Origin of the sequence: Pseudomonas eucalypticola, assembly GCF_013374995.1 — a bacterium.
In the GTDB taxonomy this organism is placed as follows: Bacteria; Pseudomonadota; Gammaproteobacteria; order Pseudomonadales; family Pseudomonadaceae; genus Aquipseudomonas; species Aquipseudomonas eucalypticola.
On record NZ_CP056030.1, the window covers coordinates 4,714,061 to 4,733,725 of the forward strand.

Here is a 19,665-nt window from a genome sequence, read left to right on the forward strand (position 1 = left end):
TTGGATCGTCGCGAGCATGATCACTGGGCGGCGTGATCAACCCCACGGCTACTATATAGAAGGCAGACAAGGCCACCAGGCGCCCTGTGCAAACCTGAGACGCACGACGAATGACACGTAGAGGCGCGAGATGGAAAAAGGCGAAGGCTGGGGCTGTGCCAGGAGGGTGCCAAGGCGAGTTCGAACCGCGCCGAACGGCCTGACGACCCCATTTTGCGGCGCGAATGATGGCACATTGGGGGGCGGAGTGAAGGCTGGATAATGCCGCACCCCCGTACCTGTCGTCGGCCAGGATACGCAAAAACAAAAACGCCGCTCAATGAGCGGCGTTCTTGATTTAATTTGGAGCGGGAAACGAGACTCGAACTCGCGACCCCGACCTTGGCAAGGTCGTGCTCTACCAACTGAGCTATTCCCGCAAAAGACAACTAACTGAGCAGCTATCTTATTGAAATCGTTGATATTTCATCAACGTTTCGATGGGGCAGATTTTGAATCCATTTGGATTGTTTGGCAAGCCCTTTTTGAAAATATTTTTCAAATTCATGCATTTAGCGCGTTTCGTCTAGCCCGGGACCGCGGCGAATACCGCCCCCGCGCAAATCACGCACACACAAAAACGCCGCTCAGCGAGCGGCGTTCTTGATGAATATGGAGCGGGAAACGAGACTCGAACTCGCGACCCCGACCTTGGCAAGGTCGTGCTCTACCAACTGAGCTATTCCCGCAAATGGCGTCCCCTAGGGGACTCGAACCCCTGTTACCGCCGTGAAAGGGCGGTGTCCTAGGCCACTAGACGAAGGGGACACGCTGCCCGGAACACATGGTGTGTGTTTCGGTGCCCAGCCCCGCACCCTAAGGCTTGGTTCTGGTTTCACTCAACCCCGCCCGAAAGCGAAGCTGTTTAAAATTGGAGCGGGAAACGAGACTCGAACTCGCGACCCCGACCTTGGCAAGGTCGTGCTCTACCAACTGAGCTATTCCCGCATTGGCGTCCCCTAGGGGACTCGAACCCCTGTTACCGCCGTGAAAGGGCGGTGTCCTAGGCCACTAGACGAAGGGGACACACTACAACATTCACTCCCTGCCGCGTTTCGCTGTGTGCTTTACGCTGCAAGTGGCGCGCATTCTAGGGGTGGTTTGAAGAGTCGTCAACCCCCTGTGATAAATTTATTTAAATCAATGACTTCCCTGCCGATACAGCGACTGGGAGCGGCATCGGGCACCCTGCCCCCGCACGCGCCACTATCCGGGTAGGGGCTTAGCCTCTACACTCAAATGGACGATAACCTGACGAGGCTTACACGGTGACACCACTCATGATCACCCTGCTTATAGTAGCGGGGATCGTTATATTGATTGCCATTGGCTACCTGAACAATGTGGTGGAGAACAACAAGCTGGAGAAAAAGAAGCTCAGGCTGGAGCTCAACGACCGCTTGCGCCGCTGTGGCGAAATCACCGAAACCTTTCCAGGGCAGTTGATGACACCGGCGCTCAAGCTGTTGCTCACCCGCCTGGAGCTCAACCTCAACCAACGGATACTCGCCCAGGACAAAGGCAATGCGGCCGTTCGTGAGCGGCTGGGTGAACTGGAAGCGGAAATAGCCAAGGGCGAAGGTATTGCGGTGAACAACCCACCCACGCCGATCCAGACCGAAGCCAAGGCCAAGGACGTGCGGTTTCTCCTCGAGGCACTGCACAGCCAGATCACCCGCGCGGCCCAGGACGGCTTCCTGCCGGCCAATGAGGCGAAACACTGGATCCGCGAAGTCCGCCACATCCTGGTGCTGCTGCATATCGAGTTCTTCAACAACCTGGGCCAGGCGGCGCTGCAGGCCGAGCAGCCCGGCCAGGCGCGGCTGGCCTTCGAGCGTGGCGTGCAGTACTTGCGCAAGCAGCCGGAACCGGCGGTTTACCAGGAACAGCTGCAGTACATGGAGAAACTGCTGGGTCGGGCCAACGCCATGGTGCTGGACAAGACCGCCCCCACCGAGGACGACCACAACGAGCTGACCGATGGGCTCAAGGAAGTCGAGCCGGAATGGAAGAAGAAGGTCATTTACGACTGACCGCGTTAATAGCGGAACTGGCCGCGCGGTACAGGTAGACCGCGCGCGCTGCTGACGCGGCCAGGTCCGCTGCTACAACGGTCTGTAACGTCACCAACACCGCGCCGCTGCAGGCACACCGCATGCACCGCCGACGCGGCCGGGTCCGCTGCTACAGATTCCTGGTCAGCAGTCGGTCAGGCGCAGGAACACGCTCACCAGTTTTTCCATGCCGGCCTGGTCAGCTTCGGCAAAGCGCGCCAGCTTCGGGCTGTCCAGGTCCAGCACGCCGATCAGGCGCCCGTCCTTGATCAACGGAATCACCAGCTCGCTGTTCGACGCGCTGTCACAGGCAATGTGGCCCGGGAAGGCATGCACATCTTCCACGCGCTGGGTTTGACGGGTAGCGGCCGCGGCGCCGCACACCCCCTTGCCGAACGGGATGCGCACACAGGCCACCTGGCCCTGGAATGGACCCAGCACCAGTTCTTCGTTGCGGTTCAGGTAAAAGCCGGCCCAGTTCAGGTCGTCGACATAGTTGTAGAGAAACGCCGAAAACTGCGAGGCATTGGCAATGAAGTCGCGCTCGTCGGCGAGCAGCGATTCCAGTTGCGCGGTCAGCATCGCGTAGCCTTCGAGGCCCTGGCCGGTGCTGTTCAAATCGATCATTGCGGTTGCTCCAGTAATTTGAGGCCCACCCAGTAACGGGCGAATTGGTAAGCGCAGCGGCCGTTGCGGTTGCCGCGGCCGGTGGCCCAGCGCGCCGCCAGGATGTCCAGCTCCTCGGTGCGTTGCCAGACGAGGCCGGCCTGGGCGGCGAACTGGCCGACCCAGTGCTCGACCACGTCGAGAAAATGTTCCTGATTGAACGGGTAGAACGACAACCACAGGCCAAACCGGTCCGACAGTGCGATCTTGTCTTCCACCGCCTCGCTGGGGTGAATCTCGCCATCGACGTTCTGCCAGTGGGCGTTGTCGCTCTCTTTCTCCGGCACCAGGTGCCGGCGGTTGGAGGTGGCGTACAGCAGCACGTTCTCCGGCGCCGACTCCAGCGAGCCATCGAGCACGCTCTTGAGGATACGGTAATCGCCCTCCCCTGACTCGAATGACAAATCGTCGCAGAACAGCACGAAGCGCTGGGGCAGGCGCACCAGTTGCTCCACCACCCGCGGCAAGTCGGCCAGGTGGTCGCGCTCGATCTCGATCAGGCGCAGCCCCTGGGCCGCATGCTCGGCCAGCAGGGCGCGCACCAGCGAGGATTTGCCGGTGCCGCGCGAGCCCCACAGCAGCGCATGGTTGGCCGGCAACCCTTGAAGGAACTGCCGCGTGTTGGCGCCCAGCTGATCACGCTGGCGATCGACGCCGATCAGGTCGGTCAGGCGCGTGTCCAGGCTCACCTGCAAAGGCATCAGGTAGCCCGAGCGGCCGTCGCGCTGCCAGCGCGCGGCCAGGCATTGGGACCAGTCCACTTGCGGTCGCACAGCGGGCAACAGGGGTTCGAGGCGCGCCAGCACCGACTCGGCTCGCTCAAGAAATGCACTCAAACGCGCGTCCATGGCTTTTCCTTTTTTCAGATTCACAGTAAAAGGCGACCCCACGCTGTCGATATACTCAACCACAGCGCCGAAACGAACAGGACTTCAGCTATGCTTGCCCAGCGCGCACGGAACGAAACACTGGCCCGGACCATATGGATATAAAGTTTACCCATCGGCTGTCGTACAAGCAGGCTCGGCTGACGGTAGTGGTCGGCTTCATCATCGGGACATTGTTGAGCATTGTGCAGATCGGCATCGATTATGCCAACGTCGATCTGGCCATCAACCGCGAGATGGTGTCGCTGCTGGAGATCAGCCACAACCCTGCTTCGCGCATCGCCTATAACATCGACGCCGAACTGGCGCGGGAACTGACCGCAGGCCTGCTGCATTCCGAATCCATCGTCGGCGCGCGCCTGTCCGACAACAACAATACCGTGCTGGCCAACGTCAGCCGCCCGCGCACGGAGAGCCGCTACCGGGTCATCAGCGACTTCCTCTTCGGCGAGCGCCGTACCTACGATGATGCCCTGTTCCTGAGCCACATGCCCACTGAGCGCCTGGGCACCCTGCACCTGGACGTGGACACCTTCGCGTTTGGCCTGCGCTTTCTGCGCCGCGCCGAAATCACCCTGTTCTCGGGCTTTCTGCGCAGCCTGCTGCTGGCGGCCATCATGCTGGGGCTGTTCTACACCATGCTGACCAAGCCCCTGGTGCGGGTCATCAGCGCCCTGAGCAATTCCAACCCCCATGCGGCCAAGCCCACCAAACTGGAATACCCGCCCGGCCACGAGCACGACGAAATAGGCGTGCTCGTGCGCGCGGCCAACCAGCAGTTCGTCAGCATGAGCACCGAGATCCAGCAACGGCGCACCGCCGAAAACCGCCTGACCGAGTACCTGGCCGAGCTGGAAAACATTGTCTCGGCGCGCACCACTGAGCTCAAGGCCAGCAACATCCGCCTGAGCCTGTCCAACGAGGAACTGGAAAACGCCCGGCGCACCGCCCTGGACATGGCCCAGGCGCGCGCCGCGTTCCTGGCCAACATGAGCCATGAGATCCGCACCCCGCTCAACGGCCTGCTGGGCATGATCGCCCTGTCACTGGACAGCCCCCTGACCGCTGAACAGCGCCAGCAGCTGTCCATCGCCCATGACTCGGGCAAGGTGCTGGTGGAACTGCTCAACGACATTCTCGACCTGTCGAAATTCGACGCTGGCCAACTGGAACTTGAACGTATCCCGTTCGACCTCGGCGCCCTGGTGGAAGACACCGCCAACCTGCTGTCTCAGAACGCCGCGCCGAGCGTGGAATTGACCTGTCTGATCGCCCCGACCTTTCCCTCCATGGTACTGGGCGACCCGACGCGTGTGCGGCAGATCGTCAGCAACCTGCTGTCCAACGCCTTGAAGTTCACCCGCTTCGGCCGTGTCGACGTGCGCCTGAGCACCTACCCCGGCGGCGTCAGCATCGAGGTGTGCGACACCGGCATCGGGATTGCCCAGGAAGCCCAGGTCAAGATTTTCCAGCCTTTCACCCAGGCGGGCGCCGGCATCACCCGCCAGTTCGGCGGCACCGGCCTGGGCCTGGCGCTGACCAACAACCTGTGCGAGGCTATGCAGGGCCGCCTGAGCATCAGTTCCGAAGCCGGTTTCGGCAGCCGCTTCAGCGCCGACCTGCCGCTGCTGACCCATACCCCGGCGATCACGCCGCCGCCGCTCAAGGGCAATGTGCTGGCCATCAGCCCCGCCAGCAGCGGCCTGGCCGAACTGCTGGAAAACCTGTTGCCCGGCTGGGGCCTGGATTACCAGCGCCTGGGGACCGACGCACCGCTGGAAGGTCTCAAGCCGGACCTGTTGATCACCGACTGCCTGGACTGCCTGTTCGGCCTGCGCCCGGCCATCGACGCGCCGATTCTGCTGGTGACCGCGTACGGCAATTTCCTCCCCACCGAACAGGCCACGGCCCTGAGCCCCCTGCAACAGCAGGCGCGCCCCCTGGCCCGCAACGCCTTGTACCAGACGCTCAGGCGCACCCTGCTGGGCGACGAGCCGAGCCAGCAGCAAGCCTTTGAGCGCGGCGAAGTACCCCAGCGACGGGCGCGCATCCTGTTGGTGGAAGACAACCCCGTCAACCAGCTGGTGGCCAAGGGCATGCTCAGCAAACTGGGCTGCGAGGTGACGGTGGCGGCCCACGGGGGCGAGGCGCTGGCCGCGCTGGAAGACCGCGAGTACGACTTGGTACTGATGGACTGCAACATGCCGGTGATGGACGGCTATGAAGCCAGCCGCCGGATACGCCAGAGTGGCCGCTGGCCGCAGATGCCCATCGTCGCCCTGACCGCCAACGCCATGCCCGAGGAACGCGAGCGCTGCCGCGCCGCGGGCATGAGCGACTACCTGGCCAAACCGTTCCGGCGCGAAGAGTTGATCACCCTGATCGACCACTGGGTGCCGATCCCCCCAGCGTCGTGAGCCTGGCCAGCAGATGCTCAAGGCCGGCTTGCAGCGGTTGCAACTCGTTGAGGTCCAGGCCGCTGGCGCAGATCAGCTGCTGGCGCAGCTCGCTTGCCCTTCCATTCAAGGCCAGGCCCTCGGCACTCAGGCTCAGGTGCACCTCGCGCTCATCCTGGGCCGCACGACGACGCCTCACCAGGCCCATCTGCTCGATACGCTTGAGCAACGGCGTCAAGGTGCCGGAGTCCAGCATCAGCCGCTCCCCCAGCGCCTTGACCGTCGGCTGCTCAGGCTGACTTTCCTGCCACTCCCACAACACCAGCATGGCCAGGTATTGCGGGTATGTAAGGCCCAGGGCATCGAGCATGGGCTTGTAGCCACGGGTCACGGCCCGGGAAGCGGCGTACAGCTTGAAGCACAGCTGGTCATCCAGCAGCAGGCCGTTCATTTGAGCAAGGCTTGGATCTCGCTATCCAGCTCCTGAGGCTTGGTGGTCGGGCCGAACCGCTTGACCAGCTTGCCGTCCTTGCCGATCAGGAATTTGGTGAAATTCCACTTGATACCTTTGGAACCCAACAGGCCCGGCGCCCGTTGTTTCAGCTGCACGAACAGCGGGTGGGCGTCAGCGCCGTTGACGTCGATCTTTTTGAACAGCGGGAAGCTGACCCCGAAGTTCAGCTCGCAGAACTGTGATATTTCACCGTCGCTGCCCGGTTCCTGCTTGCCGAACTGATTGCAGGGAAAGCCCAGCACCACCAGCCCCTGCTCCCTGTAGTCCTGCCATAGCTGCTCCAGGCCTTTGTACTGGGGGGTGAAGCCACATTTACTGGCGGTATTCACCACCAGGATGGCCTTGCCGTGGAAGTCGGCCAGGGTCTTCTGCTCCCCGGTGATGGTGGTGCAAGGGATATCCAGCAAAGCGTCGGTCATGGCAGGTGCTCCTCGGAATGAGAAAACAACCATAGCGCGCAATTCAATTGCACACAATTTATTTACCCGGTCTGCACCCCGCAGGGGCTGACTTGCCAGCCCCTGCGGGCCACGGGTTACTCAGCGGCGCGAGGTACCAGGTTCAGGCACACCGAGTTGATGCAGTAGCGCAGCCCGGTGGGCGGCGGACCATCCGGGAATACGTGACCCAGGTGGGCATCGCAAGTAGCGCACGTGACTTCAGTGCGGATCATGCCATGGCTGGTGTCGCGAATCTCGACCATGGCGCTGTCTTCGATCGGGGCGTAGAAGCTGGGCCAGCCGCACCCGGAGTCGAACTTGGTGGTCGAATCGAACAGCGCGGCATCACAGCACACGCAATGGTAGACGCCATCGGTCTTGGTGCTGTTGTACTTGCCCGTGAAAGGCCGCTCGGTGGCCTTGAGGCGGCAGACGTTGTATTGCTCGGGGTCGAGCATCGCCTTCCATTCTTCTTCGGTCTTGGTGAACTTGGTCATCGGGTTACCTCGGCAGCGGAAAAACCCCGATCTGTCCCTTTTCCGGGGATCGGGTGGCACGTATGATTGCGCCTTGTTCAGACCCCAGTCTGTCACCCACGCCAGGCGCATTCAATTTCATTTTCATGGCGCCACTTCGCGGCACTTTTTTCCTTGGGACTCCATCATGCAGGTCAGCAAATCGAACAAGCTCGCCAACGTCTGCTATGACATTCGCGGGCCAGTGCTCAAGCACGCCAAACGCCTGGAAGAGGAAGGCCACCGCATCCTCAAGCTGAACATCGGCAACCCGGCCCCCTTTGGCTTCGAGGCGCCGGAGGAAATTCTCCAGGACGTGATCCGCAACCTGCCCACCGCGCAAGGGTACAGCGACTCCAAGGGCCTGTTCAGCGCCCGCAAGGCCGTGATGCAGTACTACCAGCAGAAGCAGGTGGAAGGTATCGGCATCGAGGATATCTACCTGGGCAACGGCGTTTCCGAGCTGATCGTGATGGCCCTGCAGGCCCTGCTCAACAACGGCGACGAAGTACTGGTACCGGCGCCCGACTACCCGCTGTGGACCGCCTCGGTGGCCCTGGCCGGCGGCCATGCGGTGCACTACCTGTGCGACGAGCAGGCCAACTGGTGGCCTGACCTGGATGACATCAAGGCCAAGATCACCCCGAACACCAAGGCCATGGTGATCATCAACCCGAACAACCCCACCGGCGCGGTGTATTCGAAGGAAGTGCTGCAAGGCATGCTGGAAATCGCTCGCCAGCACAACCTGGTGGTGTTCTCCGACGAGATCTACGACAAGATCCTGTACGACGACGCCGTCCACATCTGCACCGCGTCCCTGGCGCCGGACCTGCTGTGCCTGACCTTCAACGGCCTGTCCAAGTCGTACCGCGTGGCGGGTTTCCGCTCCGGCTGGATCGCCATCTCCGGGCCCAAGCACAACGCCCAGAGCTACATCGAAGGCATCGACATCCTGGCCAACATGCGCCTGTGCGCCAACGTGCCGAGCCAGCATGCGATCCAGACGGCGCTGGGCGGCTACCAGAGCATCAATGACCTGGTGCTGCCCAATGGCCGGCTGCTGGAGCAGCGCAACCGTACCTGGGAACTGCTCAACGACATTCCCGGCGTGAGCTGCGTCAAGCCCATGGGCGCGCTCTACGCGTTCCCGCGCATCGACCCCAAGGTGTGCCCGATTCACAACGACGAGAAGTTCGTGCTCGACTTGCTGCTGTCGGAAAAGCTGCTGGTGGTGCAGGGCACGGCGTTCAACTGGCCATGGCCGGACCACTTCCGCGTCGTCACCCTGCCGCGGGTCGATGACCTGGAGCAGGCCATCGGGCGTATCGGCGGCTTCCTGAAGAACTATCGCCAGTAACCGAGCCGTCGAAACACTTCCCCTGCCTCCTGTGGGGGCTGGCTTGCCAGCTCTCACGGACGCAGCCGCCTGAACGGGGCTGCTACGCATCCGGTAACACATCTCCTCACAACCGTTGATCACGCCACCCCACGGCGGTAGCGCTCCGCTGTCTAGAATCCAGGTTGTGACACAGTTTGAAATAGTCGCCTTGTTGAATAGCGGGGCCCCGCCCCTTATATACCGGACAACGTGACAATTTCTTCCGTCAGGAGTACGTAACAACCATGATGCGCATCTTGCTGTTTCTTGCCACCAACCTTGCGGTCGTGCTGATTGCCAGCATTACCCTGAGCCTTTTCGGCTTCAACGGGTTCATGGCGGCCAACGGCGTGGATCTGAACCTCAACCAACTGCTGGTCTTCTGTGCCGTGTTCGGCTTCGCCGGCTCGCTGTTCTCGCTGTTCATTTCCAAATGGATGGCGAAGATGAGCACCAGCACGCAGATCATCAGCCAGCCGCGTACCCGCCACGAGCAATGGCTGCTGGCGACCGTGGAGCAACTGTCCCGCGAAGCGGGCATCAAGATGCCCGAGGTCGGCATATTCCCGGCCTACGAGGCCAACGCCTTCGCCACCGGCTGGAACAAGAACGACGCCCTGGTCGCGGTCAGCCAGGGCTTGCTGGAGCGTTTTTCGCCCGAAGAAGTGAAAGCGGTGCTGGCGCACGAGATCGGCCACGTGGCCAACGGCGACATGGTCACCCTGGCGCTGGTGCAGGGCGTGGTGAACACCTTCGTGATGTTCTTTGCCCGCATCATCGGTAACTTCGTCGACAAGGTCATCTTCAAGAATGAAGAGGGCCAGGGCATCGCCTACTTCATTGCCACCATTTTCGCCGAGATCGTCCTGGGCATCCTGGCCAGCATCATCGTCATGTGGTTCTCGCGCAAACGCGAATTCCGCGCCGACGACGCCGGTGCCCGCCTGGCCGGTACCGGGGCCATGATCAGCGCGCTGCAGCGCCTGCGCTCGGAACAGGGTGTGCCAGTGCACATGCCTGACACCCTCACGGCCTTCGGCATCAATGGCGGCTTGAAGCACGGCCTGGCCGGCCTGCTGATGAGCCACCCGCCCCTGGAAGACCGCATCGAGGCGCTGCGCCGCCGCGGTTGAAGCCTACCCCCCTGCGGGCCTTTGCCAAGTCTCGACGGGTCCTGCAGGGGGGTGATCCGCAACCGCCAGGGTTACCTGGATAGCTGATAGACCCGCTCATCGAGGTAGTCCGCGCCTGCATTGCGCTGCTTGGGGCTCTCGGCCAGCACATCCCTGCACGCCACCTGCCGCACCGTCCAATCGCTGCCATACAGCGCCCGCACTTCATCCTCCAACACAGCGAACGGCGGCCCGGGCAACAGCGCCTGGTCATATTCCAGCGTCACCAACAGCCCCGCGCGGGCTTGGGGCAGGATGCTGGCAAGGTGCCGCACGTAGCGTTCACGCATGGGCGGCGGCAAGGCGATCAATGCCGCGCGATCGTACAGCGCGGTGCAACTGGCCACGTCGGCAGCCGTCAAAGCGAAGAAATCACCACACCACAGCTGTACATCGCCAGCCTGATAGCACCTGAAGGCCCCACGGGTCTGAACCTCGGGTTCAAGCCCCTGCTCGGCGAAGAACGCCTCGACGGCCTTCTGCGCCAGCTCCACGCCGACCACGCGCATCCCCTGCCCCGCCAGCCAGGCCAGGTCCAGGCTCTTGCCACACAGGGGCACCAGCACCCCCACACCCGATGCCAGCCCCAGCCCAGGCCAATGGGCCTGGAGATAGGGGTTGACCGCTGCCTGGTGAAAACCAATCTGGTTCTGCTGCCAGCGCGCCTGCCAGAAATCCGCCTGCATGCCTGCTCCTGAAAAAATCGATCAAATGGCCCTAAAACTTATATTAGATTTAGATCATTCAGTGGCCGAAGATAATCTCATCTTAACGCTCAGGACTTCCATCATGCTCCCCAGCCTGTTCATCTCCCACGGTTCGCCCATGCTTGCCCTGGAGCCCGGCGCCAGCGGCCCGGCGCTGGCCCGGCTGGCCGCCGAACTGCCGCGGCCCACGGCCATCGTGGTGGTATCGGCGCACTGGGAAAGCAACGAGCTGCTGGTTACCGGTAACCCTCGCCCGGACACCTGGCACGACTTCGGCGGCTTCCCGCCCGAATTGTTCGCCGTGCAGTACCCGGCGCCGGGCGAGCCCGCGCTGGCGGCACGCATCGCCCAGCGCCTGACTGAGGTGCGCCTGCCCGCGCGCCTGGACCCCAAGCGGCCCTTCGACCACGGTGTCTGGGTGCCGCTGTCGCTGATGTACCCGGCAGCCGATATTCCCGTGGTGCAGGTCTCGCTGCCCAGCCGCCTGGGGCCACAATTGCAGTTACTGGTGGGGCAGGCCCTGGCCGGGTTGCGCGGCGAAGGCGTGCTGCTGATCGGCTCGGGCAGCATCACCCACAACCTGCGCGAACTGGACTGGCACGCCAGCCCTGAACAGGCCACCCCGTGGGCCAAGGCGTTCCGCGACTGGATGCTGGAAAAGCTTGAAGCAGACGATGAAGCCGCGTTGCTCGACTACCGCCAGCAGGCGCCTCACGCGGCGCGCAACCATCCCAGCGATGAGCATTTGCTGCCGCTGTACTTCGCCCGCGGCGCGGGTGACCGCTTCAGCCTTGCCCATGCTGGCTGGACACTCGGGGCCCTGGGAATGGACATCTATCGGTTCGATTGAGGTAAACCACGCCCTACCGTTGGACAAAAAAAAGGCTCTTCACGCAATCCCGGGGAAGTTGGTGGTGCCTTCAAAGATCTGTAGTGAACAAACAAGGCGGACCAGGTGATGTCCCAGGCATAACTGGCCCGAAACAGATGTGGGACCAGGCTTGCCTGGGAAGCGCCGTGCGGACGGCGCTCGATTTCAACAGCGACACAACAACATCGTCTGGCGCCTGGCGGCCCTGATGCGATCTCCAGCCAGGAGCTCCGCTGGGTCTTCTATTGGCCCGTCTTGCAACCGCAATCAGGCCACTAGGTGCATGTCTTGGTTTTTCCTGCGCCCTTGAAACCGAGCGCCGCCCGCGCGGCGCTTCCCAGGCAAGCCTGGTCCCACATCTGTTTCGGGCCAGTTATGCCTGTGAGATCACCTGGTCCGCTCCGTTTGCTCATTGCATATCGGTAGTGGCGCCGCAACTTTCCCAGCAATCCGTGAAGAACCAAAAAAAATCCCCGGCACCAGGCCGGGGATTTTTCATTTCAGATCAGCCGCAAGGCAGGATCAGTCTTCGCGATAACGACGCAGCTTGAGCTGCTTGCCGGCAACGCGAGTGTCCTTGAGCTTGGCCAGCAGCTTCTCCAGGCCTTCCTCAGGCAGTTCGACCAGGCTGAAGCTGTCGCGTACCTGGATACGGCCGATGGCTTCGCGGGCCAGGCCGCCTTCATTGAGGATGGCACCCAGCAGGTTCTTCGCGGCGATGCCGTCGCGAGCGCCCAGGGCGGTACGGCAGCGGGCACGGCCTTCGCCCAGAGGCATTGGCGCGCGACGCTCGCGGTCGCCACGCTCAGGACGGTCACCACCGGTACGCTCACGTGGCGCGCTGGTCGGAACCAGTGGCTGCTCACGCTCTACGGCTTCCAGGGTTAGCGCCTGGCCATTGGTGGCCTTGCGCAGCAGGGCGGCGGCCAGCGCACGCGGCGAGCAACCGATGTCGGCCGTCAGGCGGTCCAGCAGGTCGCCATGGGTCGCTTCCGCATCACCGACCAGTGGCGCCAGGCCGTTGGTCAACTTCTTGATACGGGCATCCAGCACGGCCTGGGCGTTCGGCAGGCGAACTTCGGCAACCTTCTGACCGGTCACACGCTCGATGACCTGCAGCATGCGGCGCTCACGCGGGGTGACCAGCAGCAGGGCGCGGCCTTCGCGACCGGCACGGCCAGTACGGCCGATACGGTGAACGTAGGATTCCGGGTCGTACGGCATGTCGACGTTGAACACGTGAGTGATGCGCGGTACGTCCAGGCCACGGGCAGCGACGTCGGTCGCGACGACGATGTCCAGGCGGCCATCCTTCAGCGAGTCGATGACGCGCTCACGCTGGTTCTGGGCAATGTCGCCGTTCAGGGCGGCAGCCTTGTAGCCTTTGGCTTCCAGGGCGCTGGCCAGGTCCAGGGTCGCTTGCTTGGTACGCACGAAGGCGATCAAAGCGTCGAACTCTTCCACTTCCAGCAGGCGCAGGACAGCAGAAGTCTTCTGGTCGGCGTGAACCAGCAGGTGAGCCTGCTCGATCGCGGTGACGGTCTGGGTCTTGCTCTGGATCTTGACGTGTTTCGGGTCTTTCAGGTGACGCTCGGCGATCGCACGGATGGACTGCGGCAGGGTAGCCGAGAACAGTACGGTCTGACGGCTTTCAGGCATGGCCTTGAAGATGACTTCCAGGTCATCCATGAAGCCCAGCTTGAGCATTTCGTCGGCTTCGTCGAGAACCAGGTGGTTCACGGTCGCCAGGACCTTCTCGTCGCGACGCAGGTGGTCGCACAGACGGCCAGGGGTAGCCACGACGATTTGCGCGCCGTTACGGATAGCTTTCAATTGCGGGCCCATCGGGGCACCGCCATACACGGCCACTACGGTTACGCCAGGCATCTGCTTGGAGTAGGTTTCGAATGCAGTGGCTACTTGCAGCGCCAACTCACGGGTTGGCGCCAGGATCAGGGCTTGCGGCTCGCGCTTGCTCGGGTCGATGCGATTCAGAATCGGCAGTGCGAAGGCAGCGGTCTTACCGGTACCTGTCTGCGCCTGGCCGATCATGTCATGACCTTCCAGGATGATTGGGATCGATTGCTGCTGAATAGCCGACGGCTCTTCGTAGCCGGTCGCGATGACGGCTGCAACAATATTCGGGTTAAGTCCGAGAGCGGCGAAGCCGCCGGTTTCCTGGGTCATGGGTCTGCCTCTAAGTGCATCCGCAAAGACCCATGCTCCAAAGCTGCGCATGCCTTGTAAGACTCGAGAGTCACCCTGGCAGCTTTGTCGGCGGGGATTTGCGAAAACGATTGAATGAAAAAAAAGAATCGTCAGGAAGAGTCCGCGGAACGGACGTGCAGTCGAAGTTGCCTTCGGGGGATTGCGCTACCTAGACGCGGCCTGATCAAAGACCGGCGCGCACTATACCTGAAAACGCCGTGTACGTGAGAGTTTTTTATCAGCATCGGGCCGCCGAAGCCGCGCTGCTCACAGGCTTCGCGCGCCGCCGCCCGAGGCAGACGGCACGCGAACTTAATCGTTTCACCTGTTGGCGCCCTGCCGGGCCGCGGATCAGGACGCGGGGCGCAACTGAGCGATCAGCGCCTGCAACGAATACCCCAGGCGCGGCATGAGGGCCTCGGCGCGGTCTTTCAGGCGTTCCAGATCCAGGTCCTGCTCCAGGTCGGCCGGGACGATCAGGATGACATTACCCTCGGTCACCGGCAGCTCCCAGTAGTGGCGGTGGTACAGCCCGCGCAACAGGGCCGCGCCCAGTGGCTTGCCGTCATCACCGGCCCACTGGTTGATGACCAGCCAGCCACCGGGGTTCAAGCGCTTCTGGCAGTCTTCCAGGAAGCGCCAGGCCAGGTGGCCGACGCCGGGGCCGTGGTCGGTGTACAGGTCGACGAAGATCAGGTCCGCCGGCTCTGCCGTGGGCAGCAGTTCCAGCGCGTCGCCGGTGCGGATATACAACCGCGGGTCATCGTCCAGCCCCAGGAACTCCATCGCCAGGCGCGGCACGTCGGGGCGCAGCTCGATGGCCTCCACATCTTCCAGCGGCAGGAACTTCAGGCAGGCCTGGGTCAGGGTGCCGGCACCCAGGCCCAGGAACAGTGCGCTTTCCGGCTGTTCATGGCACAGGGCGCCGATCAGCATGGCGCGGGTGTAATCGTACTCCAGCCAGCTGGGGTCGGCGGTAAACACGCAGCTTTGCTCGATGGCATCGCCAAACTCCAGAAAGCGGTAATCCTCCACTTCCAGCACGCGGATCATGCCAAACGGGTCATGCACTTCAGCCAGCACACGCTCGACGCGCTCGCGGGGTACTTCGGGTTCGTTGTCTTGCACCACGGGCGCTCATCAAACTGGAAAAAACCGATTGTCGCATCTGGGGGGAAAGCTGCAAGCTGCGAGCTTGCAGTTCCCACTCCCTGAACAAGAAGAGCCCGTGATGAGCCAACCCTGGACCCCCGAGAGCTGGCGCGCCCTGCCGATCCAGCAACAACCCCATTATCCCGATGCCGCGCGCCTGGCACAGGTCGAACAGACCCTGGCCAGCTACCCGCCCCTGGTGTTCGCCGGTGAGGCCCGGGAACTGCGCCGCCAGTTCGCTGAAGTCACCCAGGGCCGCGCCTTTCTGCTGCAAGGGGGCGACTGCGCGGAGAGCTTCGCCGAATTCTCCGCGGCCAAGATTCGCGACACCTTCAAGGTGCTGCTGCAAATGGCCATTGTCATGACCTTCGCCGCCGGCTGCCCGGTGGTCAAGGTGGGGCGCATGGCCGGGCAGTTCGCCAAGCCGCGCTCGGCAAATGACGAAACCATCGACGGCGTGACCCTGCCGGCCTATCGCGGCGACATCGTCAACGGCATCGGCTTCGACGAAAAGAGCCGCACCCCGGACCCCGAGCGCCTGCAGCAGGCCTACCACCAGGCCACCGCCTCCCTGAACCTGCTGCGTGCCTTCGCCCAGGGTGGGTTCGCCGACCTGCACCAGGTGCACAAATGGAACCTGGACTTCATCGCCAACTCGGCGCTGGCCGAGAAATACCACCAACTGGCCGACCGCATCGACGAAACCCTGGCCTTCATGCGCGCCTGCGGGCTGGACAGTGCGCCGCAGCTGCGCGAGACCAGCTTTTTCACCGCCCACGAAGCATTGTTGCTGAACTATGAACAAGCCTTCGTGCGCCGCGACAGCCTGACCAACGACTATTACGATTGCTCGGCTCATATGTTGTGGATCGGCGACCGCACCCGCCAGCTAGACGGCGCGCACGTGGAGTTCCTGCGCGGGGTGCACAACCCCATCGGCGTTAAAGTGGGCCCCAGCATGAAACCCGAGGACCTGATTCGCCTGATCGACACCCTCAACCCCGACAACGACCCTGGCCGCCTGAACCTGATCGCCCGCATGGGCGCGGGCAAGGTGGGCGAACACTTGCCCGCGCTGATCCGCACCGTGCAAGCCGAGGGCCGCCATGTGCTGTGGAGCTCGGACCCCATGCACGGCAACACCATCAAGGCCAGCAGCGGCTACAAGACCCGTGACTTCGCGCAGATCCTCAGTGAAGTGAAGCAGTTCTTCCAGGTGCACCAGGCCGAAGGCAGCTATGCCGGCGGCATTCATATCGAGATGACGGGGCAGAACGTGACCGAGTGCATCGGCGGCGCGCGGCCGATTACCGAAGATGGTTTGTCAGACCGGTACCACACCCATTGCGACCCGCGCATGAACGCCGACCAGTCGCTGGAACTGGCGTTCATGATTGCCGAGACGCTCAAGCAGGTTCGGCGCTAGAGCCGCGTCGCGGCCTCCCGGATTTCGCCCGTCCCTGTGGGACCGGGCGAAGCCCGGGAAAAGCGCAACACCGTTTCAATCGACCAACCCCTGCAATCCATGACCGCGCTGGCACTCAACCCGCACACGCGCCAACCCCAGCCACACCGCCATCGCCTTCAATTGCACCGCCAACCCCTGCAGCGCCGCTTCGTCCAACCCCCCGGCTTCCTCGTGCACCGCCAGCACGCGCAACTCCCCCGCCGCCCGCGCCGCCCGCACATCCACCCGCGCGACGATGCGCTCACCGTGCAGGAACGGCAGCACGTAGTAGCCGTACACCCGCTTGTGCGCCGGGGTATAGATTTCCAGCCGATAGCGAAAATCGAACAGGCGCTCGGTGCGGTCCCGCTCCCATACCAACGAATCGAAGGGTGACAACAATGCGCTGGCGTCTACCTGCCGGGGAATACGCACCTGGCGCAGGCAATAGGCCGGTTGCCGCCATCCTTGCACCTCGCAGCGTTGCACCTGCCGGTCTTCCACCAGCTCGGCCAGATGCCGCCGCGCATCGCCGGGGTCGAGGCGAAAATAATCGCGCAGGTCCCGTTCGGTCGCCACCCCCAAGGCCGTAGCGGCGTGCAGCAGCAACTGCCGATGGGCTTCACCGACTTCCAGCGCCGGCCGCTTCAGCACGGCACCGGGCAGCACACGCTCGGGCAGGTCGTAAAGGCGCTCGAAGCCACGGCGGCCGGCCACGGTGACCAGGCCGGCGGCGAACAACCATTCCAGCGCATGTTTCTCGGCACTCCAATCCCACCAGGGCCCGGCGCGCTCTTGCCGGGTGGACAGGCTGCCCGCCCCCAACGCGCCTCGTTCGCGCACCGTGTCCAGCACCCGCGCCACCACGGTTTTCTGCTCGACACCGAAGCGCGCCAGCTCTTTATAGATGCCCTTGCCCTGCGCCGCCCTTGCCATGCGCCAGGCCATGGCCGGGTACAGCGCCAAGGGCATCAGCGAGGCCTCATGGCCCCAGTATTCGAACAACTTGCGCTGGCGGCCACGCCCCCAGGCCAGTTCGTCGAACAGGGCCTGGGGGTAATCGCCGAGGCGGGAAAACAGCGGCAGGTAATGGGAACGCACCAGGGCGTTCACCGAATCGATTTGCACCACGCCCAGGCGCTGCACCGTCTGCAGCAAGTGGGTCGGCGCCAGCACCGATTGCCGTGGGCGCGGGGCGAAACCCTGGGCGGCCAGGGCCAGGCGCCGGGCCTGGGCAATCGACAGGGACAGGGGCTGAGGCATGCACGACTCCTTGTGGGCTCGCCCTACAGTAGCCCTGCCCTTCGCCGCTTGCCAAGGTTACTTCTTCAGCGGGTCGTCCCAGAACCGCCGTTCGGTTTCCTGGGCAACATCGGCGCGGCTCATGCCGATATCCTTGAGCATGTCATCGCTCATCGCCGCCAGTTGCTGCCGTTCCCACGCCAGTTGCCGCCAGCGCCGCACCCTGCCCGTCAGGCGCTGCCACACGCCCGCGACAGAGCTGCCGCTGAACGGTACACGCACCACCAGTACATACCCTTTTTGACCTTTCATCATCCGACCCTCCAGTTGGGGATGACTGAGTGTCGCGCCGGGCTTAAGATCAATCCAACGAATGTTTCTTATGGCTCCCATCTTGGAGTTTGATGAATGTCCCAGTACCAAAGCATCGATTCGGAAGTACTGCGCACCTTCGTCGCCATCGCCGACGAAGGCGGCTTCACCCGGGCCGGCGAGCGCGTGAACCGCACCCAGTCGGCGGTGAGCATGCAGATGAAGCGCCTGGAAGAAGACATCCTCCAGCGCCAACTGTTCGAGCGCGACGGGCGCCAGGTGCGCCTCACCGCCGAAGGCCAGATCCTGCTGGGCTACGCCCGGCGCATCCTGAAACTGCACAGCGAGGTGTTCACCACCCTGCGCCAACCGCACATGGTGGGCACGGTGCGCATCGGCACCCCGGATGATTACGCCATGCGGTTTCTGCCCGGCATTCTGTCGCAGTTCGCCCAGGCGTACCCGCTGGTGCAGGTAGAGGTGCACTGCGAAAGCTCGAAACAGTTGATGGCCCGCCAGGACCTGGACCTGACCATCGTCACCCGTGAGCCCGGCACCGAAATCGGCCAACTGCTACGCCAAGAGCGTTTCGTCTGGGCCCAGGCGCAGGGCTTCACGCCCCATGAGCAAAACCCGGTGCCGTTGGCGATGTTCAACAGCGACTGTTTCTGCCGGGCCTGGGCATGCCATGCCCTGGACGCTCGGCAAAAACCCTACCGGGTGGCCTACACCAGCCCCAGCCTGGCGGCGATCATGGCAGTGGTGAGCGCGGGCCTGGCCGTCACCGCCCAGTTGCAGAGCCTGATCACCGCCGACATGCGCATTCTGGGCGAGGCCGAGGGCCTGCCGCTGCTGCCGATGGCCAGCATCGTCTTGCTGCGCAACGACGGTAGCCGCAGCGACATGACCGAATGCCTGGCCGAGCATATCGCCGATGGTTTCAAGCGCTGATCATTTAACGAACTCTCGGCGATGTTCACCGCTCAAACCTTTCAACACGCCATAGAAAGGCTAAGGCGGATTAGCTGGCGCATTAAACACCTTGACGCTAAATTCGCCGCCACCATTGAATCAAGGATCAGCATGAACGCCGACCGCCCCACTTCCAGCGCTGCCGAAGGCCATTGCGACGATCTGCTGCTCGACAGCCAATTGTGCTTTGCCCTCTATTCCACCTCGCTGCTCATGACCAAGGTCTACAAGCCGTTGCTGCAGGCACTGGACCTGACCTACCCGCAGTACCTGACCATGATGGTGCTATGGGAAAAGGACGGCCTCACAGTGGGTGAAATCAGCACGCGGCTGCTGACCGACCCAGGATCGTTGACCCCGCTGCTCAAGCGGCTGGAAGCCGAGGGCTTGCTCAGCCGCACCCGTAGCCGCGAGGACGAACGGGTGGTGATTGTCGAGCTGACTGACCAGGGACGGGCGCTGCGCGAAAAGGCCAAGAGTATTCCGGGCTGCATCCTGGCGGCCACGGGCGGTTCGGTGGAACGGCTGCGCCAGTTGCAGGGTGAGTTGCTGGAGCTGCGCGGCAACTTGCACGACAGCCTTTGAGGCTGCCCCCTTTTAGGCGCCGGTTTGCAAGCGAGTGGTTGAACCGCTCAAAGCTTAAGGGCTAACCGGCGCCGACCCCGACCATACACCCTGCCGACCGACCGT

18 protein-coding genes and 5 tRNA genes are annotated in these 19,665 nt (G+C 63.0%); 8 read left to right on the forward strand and 15 right to left on the reverse strand.

Annotation, left to right across the window (positions count from 1 at the left end):
* Window positions 1-343: 343 nt before the first annotated feature.
* The 5 genes from HWQ56_RS20895 to HWQ56_RS20915 form a co-directional block, all read right to left on the reverse strand.
* A tRNA-Gly gene (locus HWQ56_RS20895) sits at window positions 344-419 on the reverse strand.
* A gap of 233 nt (window positions 420-652) precedes the next feature.
* A tRNA-Gly gene (locus HWQ56_RS20900) sits at window positions 653-728 on the reverse strand.
* A 3-nt stretch (window positions 729-731) separates the two neighbouring features.
* Window positions 732-807: transfer RNA gene (locus tag HWQ56_RS20905), tRNA-Glu, on the reverse strand.
* A gap of 104 nt (window positions 808-911) precedes the next feature.
* Window positions 912-987: transfer RNA gene (locus tag HWQ56_RS20910), tRNA-Gly, on the reverse strand.
* A gap of 2 nt (window positions 988-989) precedes the next feature.
* A tRNA-Glu gene (locus tag HWQ56_RS20915) sits at window positions 990-1,065 on the reverse strand.
* Window positions 1,066-1,307: 242 nt separating this feature from the next.
* On the opposite strand from HWQ56_RS20915, the gene HWQ56_RS20920 reads away from it, so the two are divergent.
* Window positions 1,308-2,072, forward strand: a complete 765-nt coding sequence (locus HWQ56_RS20920) for a hypothetical protein (RefSeq protein ID WP_176571690.1) — start codon at window positions 1,308-1,310, stop codon at window positions 2,070-2,072.
* 165 nt (window positions 2,073-2,237) lie between these two features.
* On the opposite strand, the gene HWQ56_RS20925 is transcribed toward HWQ56_RS20920, so the two are convergent.
* Entirely contained in the window at window positions 2,238-2,720 is a 483-nt protein-coding gene (locus tag HWQ56_RS20925) for a GAF domain-containing protein (protein WP_158155562.1), read from the reverse strand.
* Entirely contained in the window at window positions 2,717-3,607 is an 891-nt protein-coding gene (locus HWQ56_RS20930; RefSeq protein ID WP_158155564.1) for an ATP-binding protein, read from the reverse strand. The genes HWQ56_RS20925 and HWQ56_RS20930 overlap by 4 nt, the downstream gene beginning before the upstream one ends.
* A gap of 134 nt (window positions 3,608-3,741) precedes the next feature.
* On the opposite strand from HWQ56_RS20930, the gene HWQ56_RS20935 reads away from it, so the two are divergent.
* Complete coding sequence (locus tag HWQ56_RS20935) at window positions 3,742-6,063, forward strand: response regulator (protein ID WP_158155566.1); 2,322 nt, start codon at window positions 3,742-3,744, stop codon at window positions 6,061-6,063.
* Here HWQ56_RS20935 and HWQ56_RS20940 read toward each other — a convergent pair.
* The 3 genes from HWQ56_RS20940 to msrB form a co-directional block, all read right to left on the reverse strand.
* Window positions 6,020-6,493: a MarR family winged helix-turn-helix transcriptional regulator gene (locus tag HWQ56_RS20940; RefSeq protein ID WP_158155567.1), complete on the reverse strand. Its 474-nt coding sequence runs from the start codon at window positions 6,491-6,493 to the stop codon at window positions 6,020-6,022. The two genes, HWQ56_RS20935 and HWQ56_RS20940, sit on opposite strands and share 44 nt — an antisense overlap.
* On the reverse strand, window positions 6,490-6,975 hold the full coding sequence (locus HWQ56_RS20945) for a glutathione peroxidase (protein ID WP_158155569.1): 486 nt from the start codon (window positions 6,973-6,975) through the stop codon (window positions 6,490-6,492). The genes HWQ56_RS20940 and HWQ56_RS20945 overlap by 4 nt, the downstream gene beginning before the upstream one ends.
* A 116-nt stretch (window positions 6,976-7,091) precedes the next feature.
* A complete protein-coding gene (gene msrB, locus HWQ56_RS20950; protein WP_158155571.1) occupies window positions 7,092-7,493 on the reverse strand; it encodes a peptide-methionine (R)-S-oxide reductase MsrB in 402 nt (133 codons plus the stop codon).
* Window positions 7,494-7,659: 166 nt separating this feature from the next.
* Here msrB and HWQ56_RS20955 point away from each other — a divergent pair, with 166 nt between their 5' ends.
* Both HWQ56_RS20955 and htpX read left to right on the forward strand, forming a co-directional pair.
* Complete coding sequence (locus HWQ56_RS20955) at window positions 7,660-8,871, forward strand: pyridoxal phosphate-dependent aminotransferase (protein ID WP_158155573.1); 1,212 nt, start codon at window positions 7,660-7,662, stop codon at window positions 8,869-8,871.
* Between the two features lie 266 nt (window positions 8,872-9,137).
* Window positions 9,138-10,025, forward strand: coding sequence for a protease HtpX (gene htpX / locus HWQ56_RS20960; protein ID WP_158155575.1), 888 nt, complete (start codon window positions 9,138-9,140; stop codon window positions 10,023-10,025).
* 71 nt (window positions 10,026-10,096) lie between these two features.
* Here the strand turns inward: htpX and HWQ56_RS20965 are convergent, their stop codons facing one another.
* Complete coding sequence (locus tag HWQ56_RS20965) at window positions 10,097-10,750, reverse strand: thiopurine S-methyltransferase (protein WP_158155577.1); 654 nt, start codon at window positions 10,748-10,750, stop codon at window positions 10,097-10,099.
* A 103-nt stretch (window positions 10,751-10,853) separates the two neighbouring features.
* Between HWQ56_RS20965 and HWQ56_RS20970 the strand changes: the two genes are divergently transcribed.
* Window positions 10,854-11,621, forward strand: coding sequence for a DODA-type extradiol aromatic ring-opening family dioxygenase (locus tag HWQ56_RS20970; RefSeq protein WP_158155579.1), 768 nt, complete (start codon window positions 10,854-10,856; stop codon window positions 11,619-11,621).
* 543 nt (window positions 11,622-12,164) lie between these two features.
* On the opposite strand, the gene HWQ56_RS20975 is transcribed toward HWQ56_RS20970, so the two are convergent.
* Both HWQ56_RS20975 and HWQ56_RS20980 read right to left on the reverse strand, forming a co-directional pair.
* Window positions 12,165-13,829, reverse strand: a complete 1,665-nt coding sequence (locus tag HWQ56_RS20975; RefSeq protein WP_158158933.1) for a DEAD/DEAH box helicase — start codon at window positions 13,827-13,829, stop codon at window positions 12,165-12,167.
* Window positions 13,830-14,201: 372 nt separating this feature from the next.
* On the reverse strand, window positions 14,202-14,903 hold the full coding sequence (locus HWQ56_RS20980; RefSeq protein ID WP_158158937.1) for a spermidine synthase: 702 nt from the start codon (window positions 14,901-14,903) through the stop codon (window positions 14,202-14,204).
* Between the two features lie 178 nt (window positions 14,904-15,081).
* Between HWQ56_RS20980 and HWQ56_RS20985 the strand changes: the two genes are divergently transcribed.
* A complete protein-coding gene (locus HWQ56_RS20985; protein WP_158158935.1) occupies window positions 15,082-16,428 on the forward strand; it encodes a class II 3-deoxy-7-phosphoheptulonate synthase in 1,347 nt (448 codons plus the stop codon).
* A 75-nt stretch (window positions 16,429-16,503) separates the two neighbouring features.
* Here HWQ56_RS20985 and HWQ56_RS20990 read toward each other — a convergent pair whose 3' ends face one another.
* Both HWQ56_RS20990 and HWQ56_RS20995 read right to left on the reverse strand, forming a co-directional pair.
* Entirely contained in the window at window positions 16,504-17,712 is a 1,209-nt protein-coding gene (locus tag HWQ56_RS20990) for a winged helix-turn-helix domain-containing protein (RefSeq protein ID WP_176571691.1), read from the reverse strand.
* A 57-nt stretch (window positions 17,713-17,769) separates the two neighbouring features.
* Window positions 17,770-18,006 (reverse strand): DUF1127 domain-containing protein, encoded by a 237-nt coding sequence (locus tag HWQ56_RS20995; protein WP_233270889.1) that lies wholly within the window; start codon window positions 18,004-18,006, stop codon window positions 17,770-17,772.
* 93 nt (window positions 18,007-18,099) lie between these two features.
* On the opposite strand from HWQ56_RS20995, the gene HWQ56_RS21000 reads away from it, so the two are divergent.
* The gene (locus HWQ56_RS21000; RefSeq protein WP_176571693.1) at window positions 18,100-18,954 is read left to right on the forward strand and encodes a LysR substrate-binding domain-containing protein; all 855 of its coding nucleotides are present in this window, start codon (window positions 18,100-18,102) and stop codon (window positions 18,952-18,954) included.
* Window positions 18,955-19,086: 132 nt separating this feature from the next.
* Window positions 19,087-19,560, forward strand: coding sequence for a MarR family winged helix-turn-helix transcriptional regulator (locus tag HWQ56_RS21005; RefSeq protein ID WP_158156525.1), 474 nt, complete (start codon window positions 19,087-19,089; stop codon window positions 19,558-19,560).
* The last annotated feature ends 105 nt before the right edge of the window (window positions 19,561-19,665 follow it).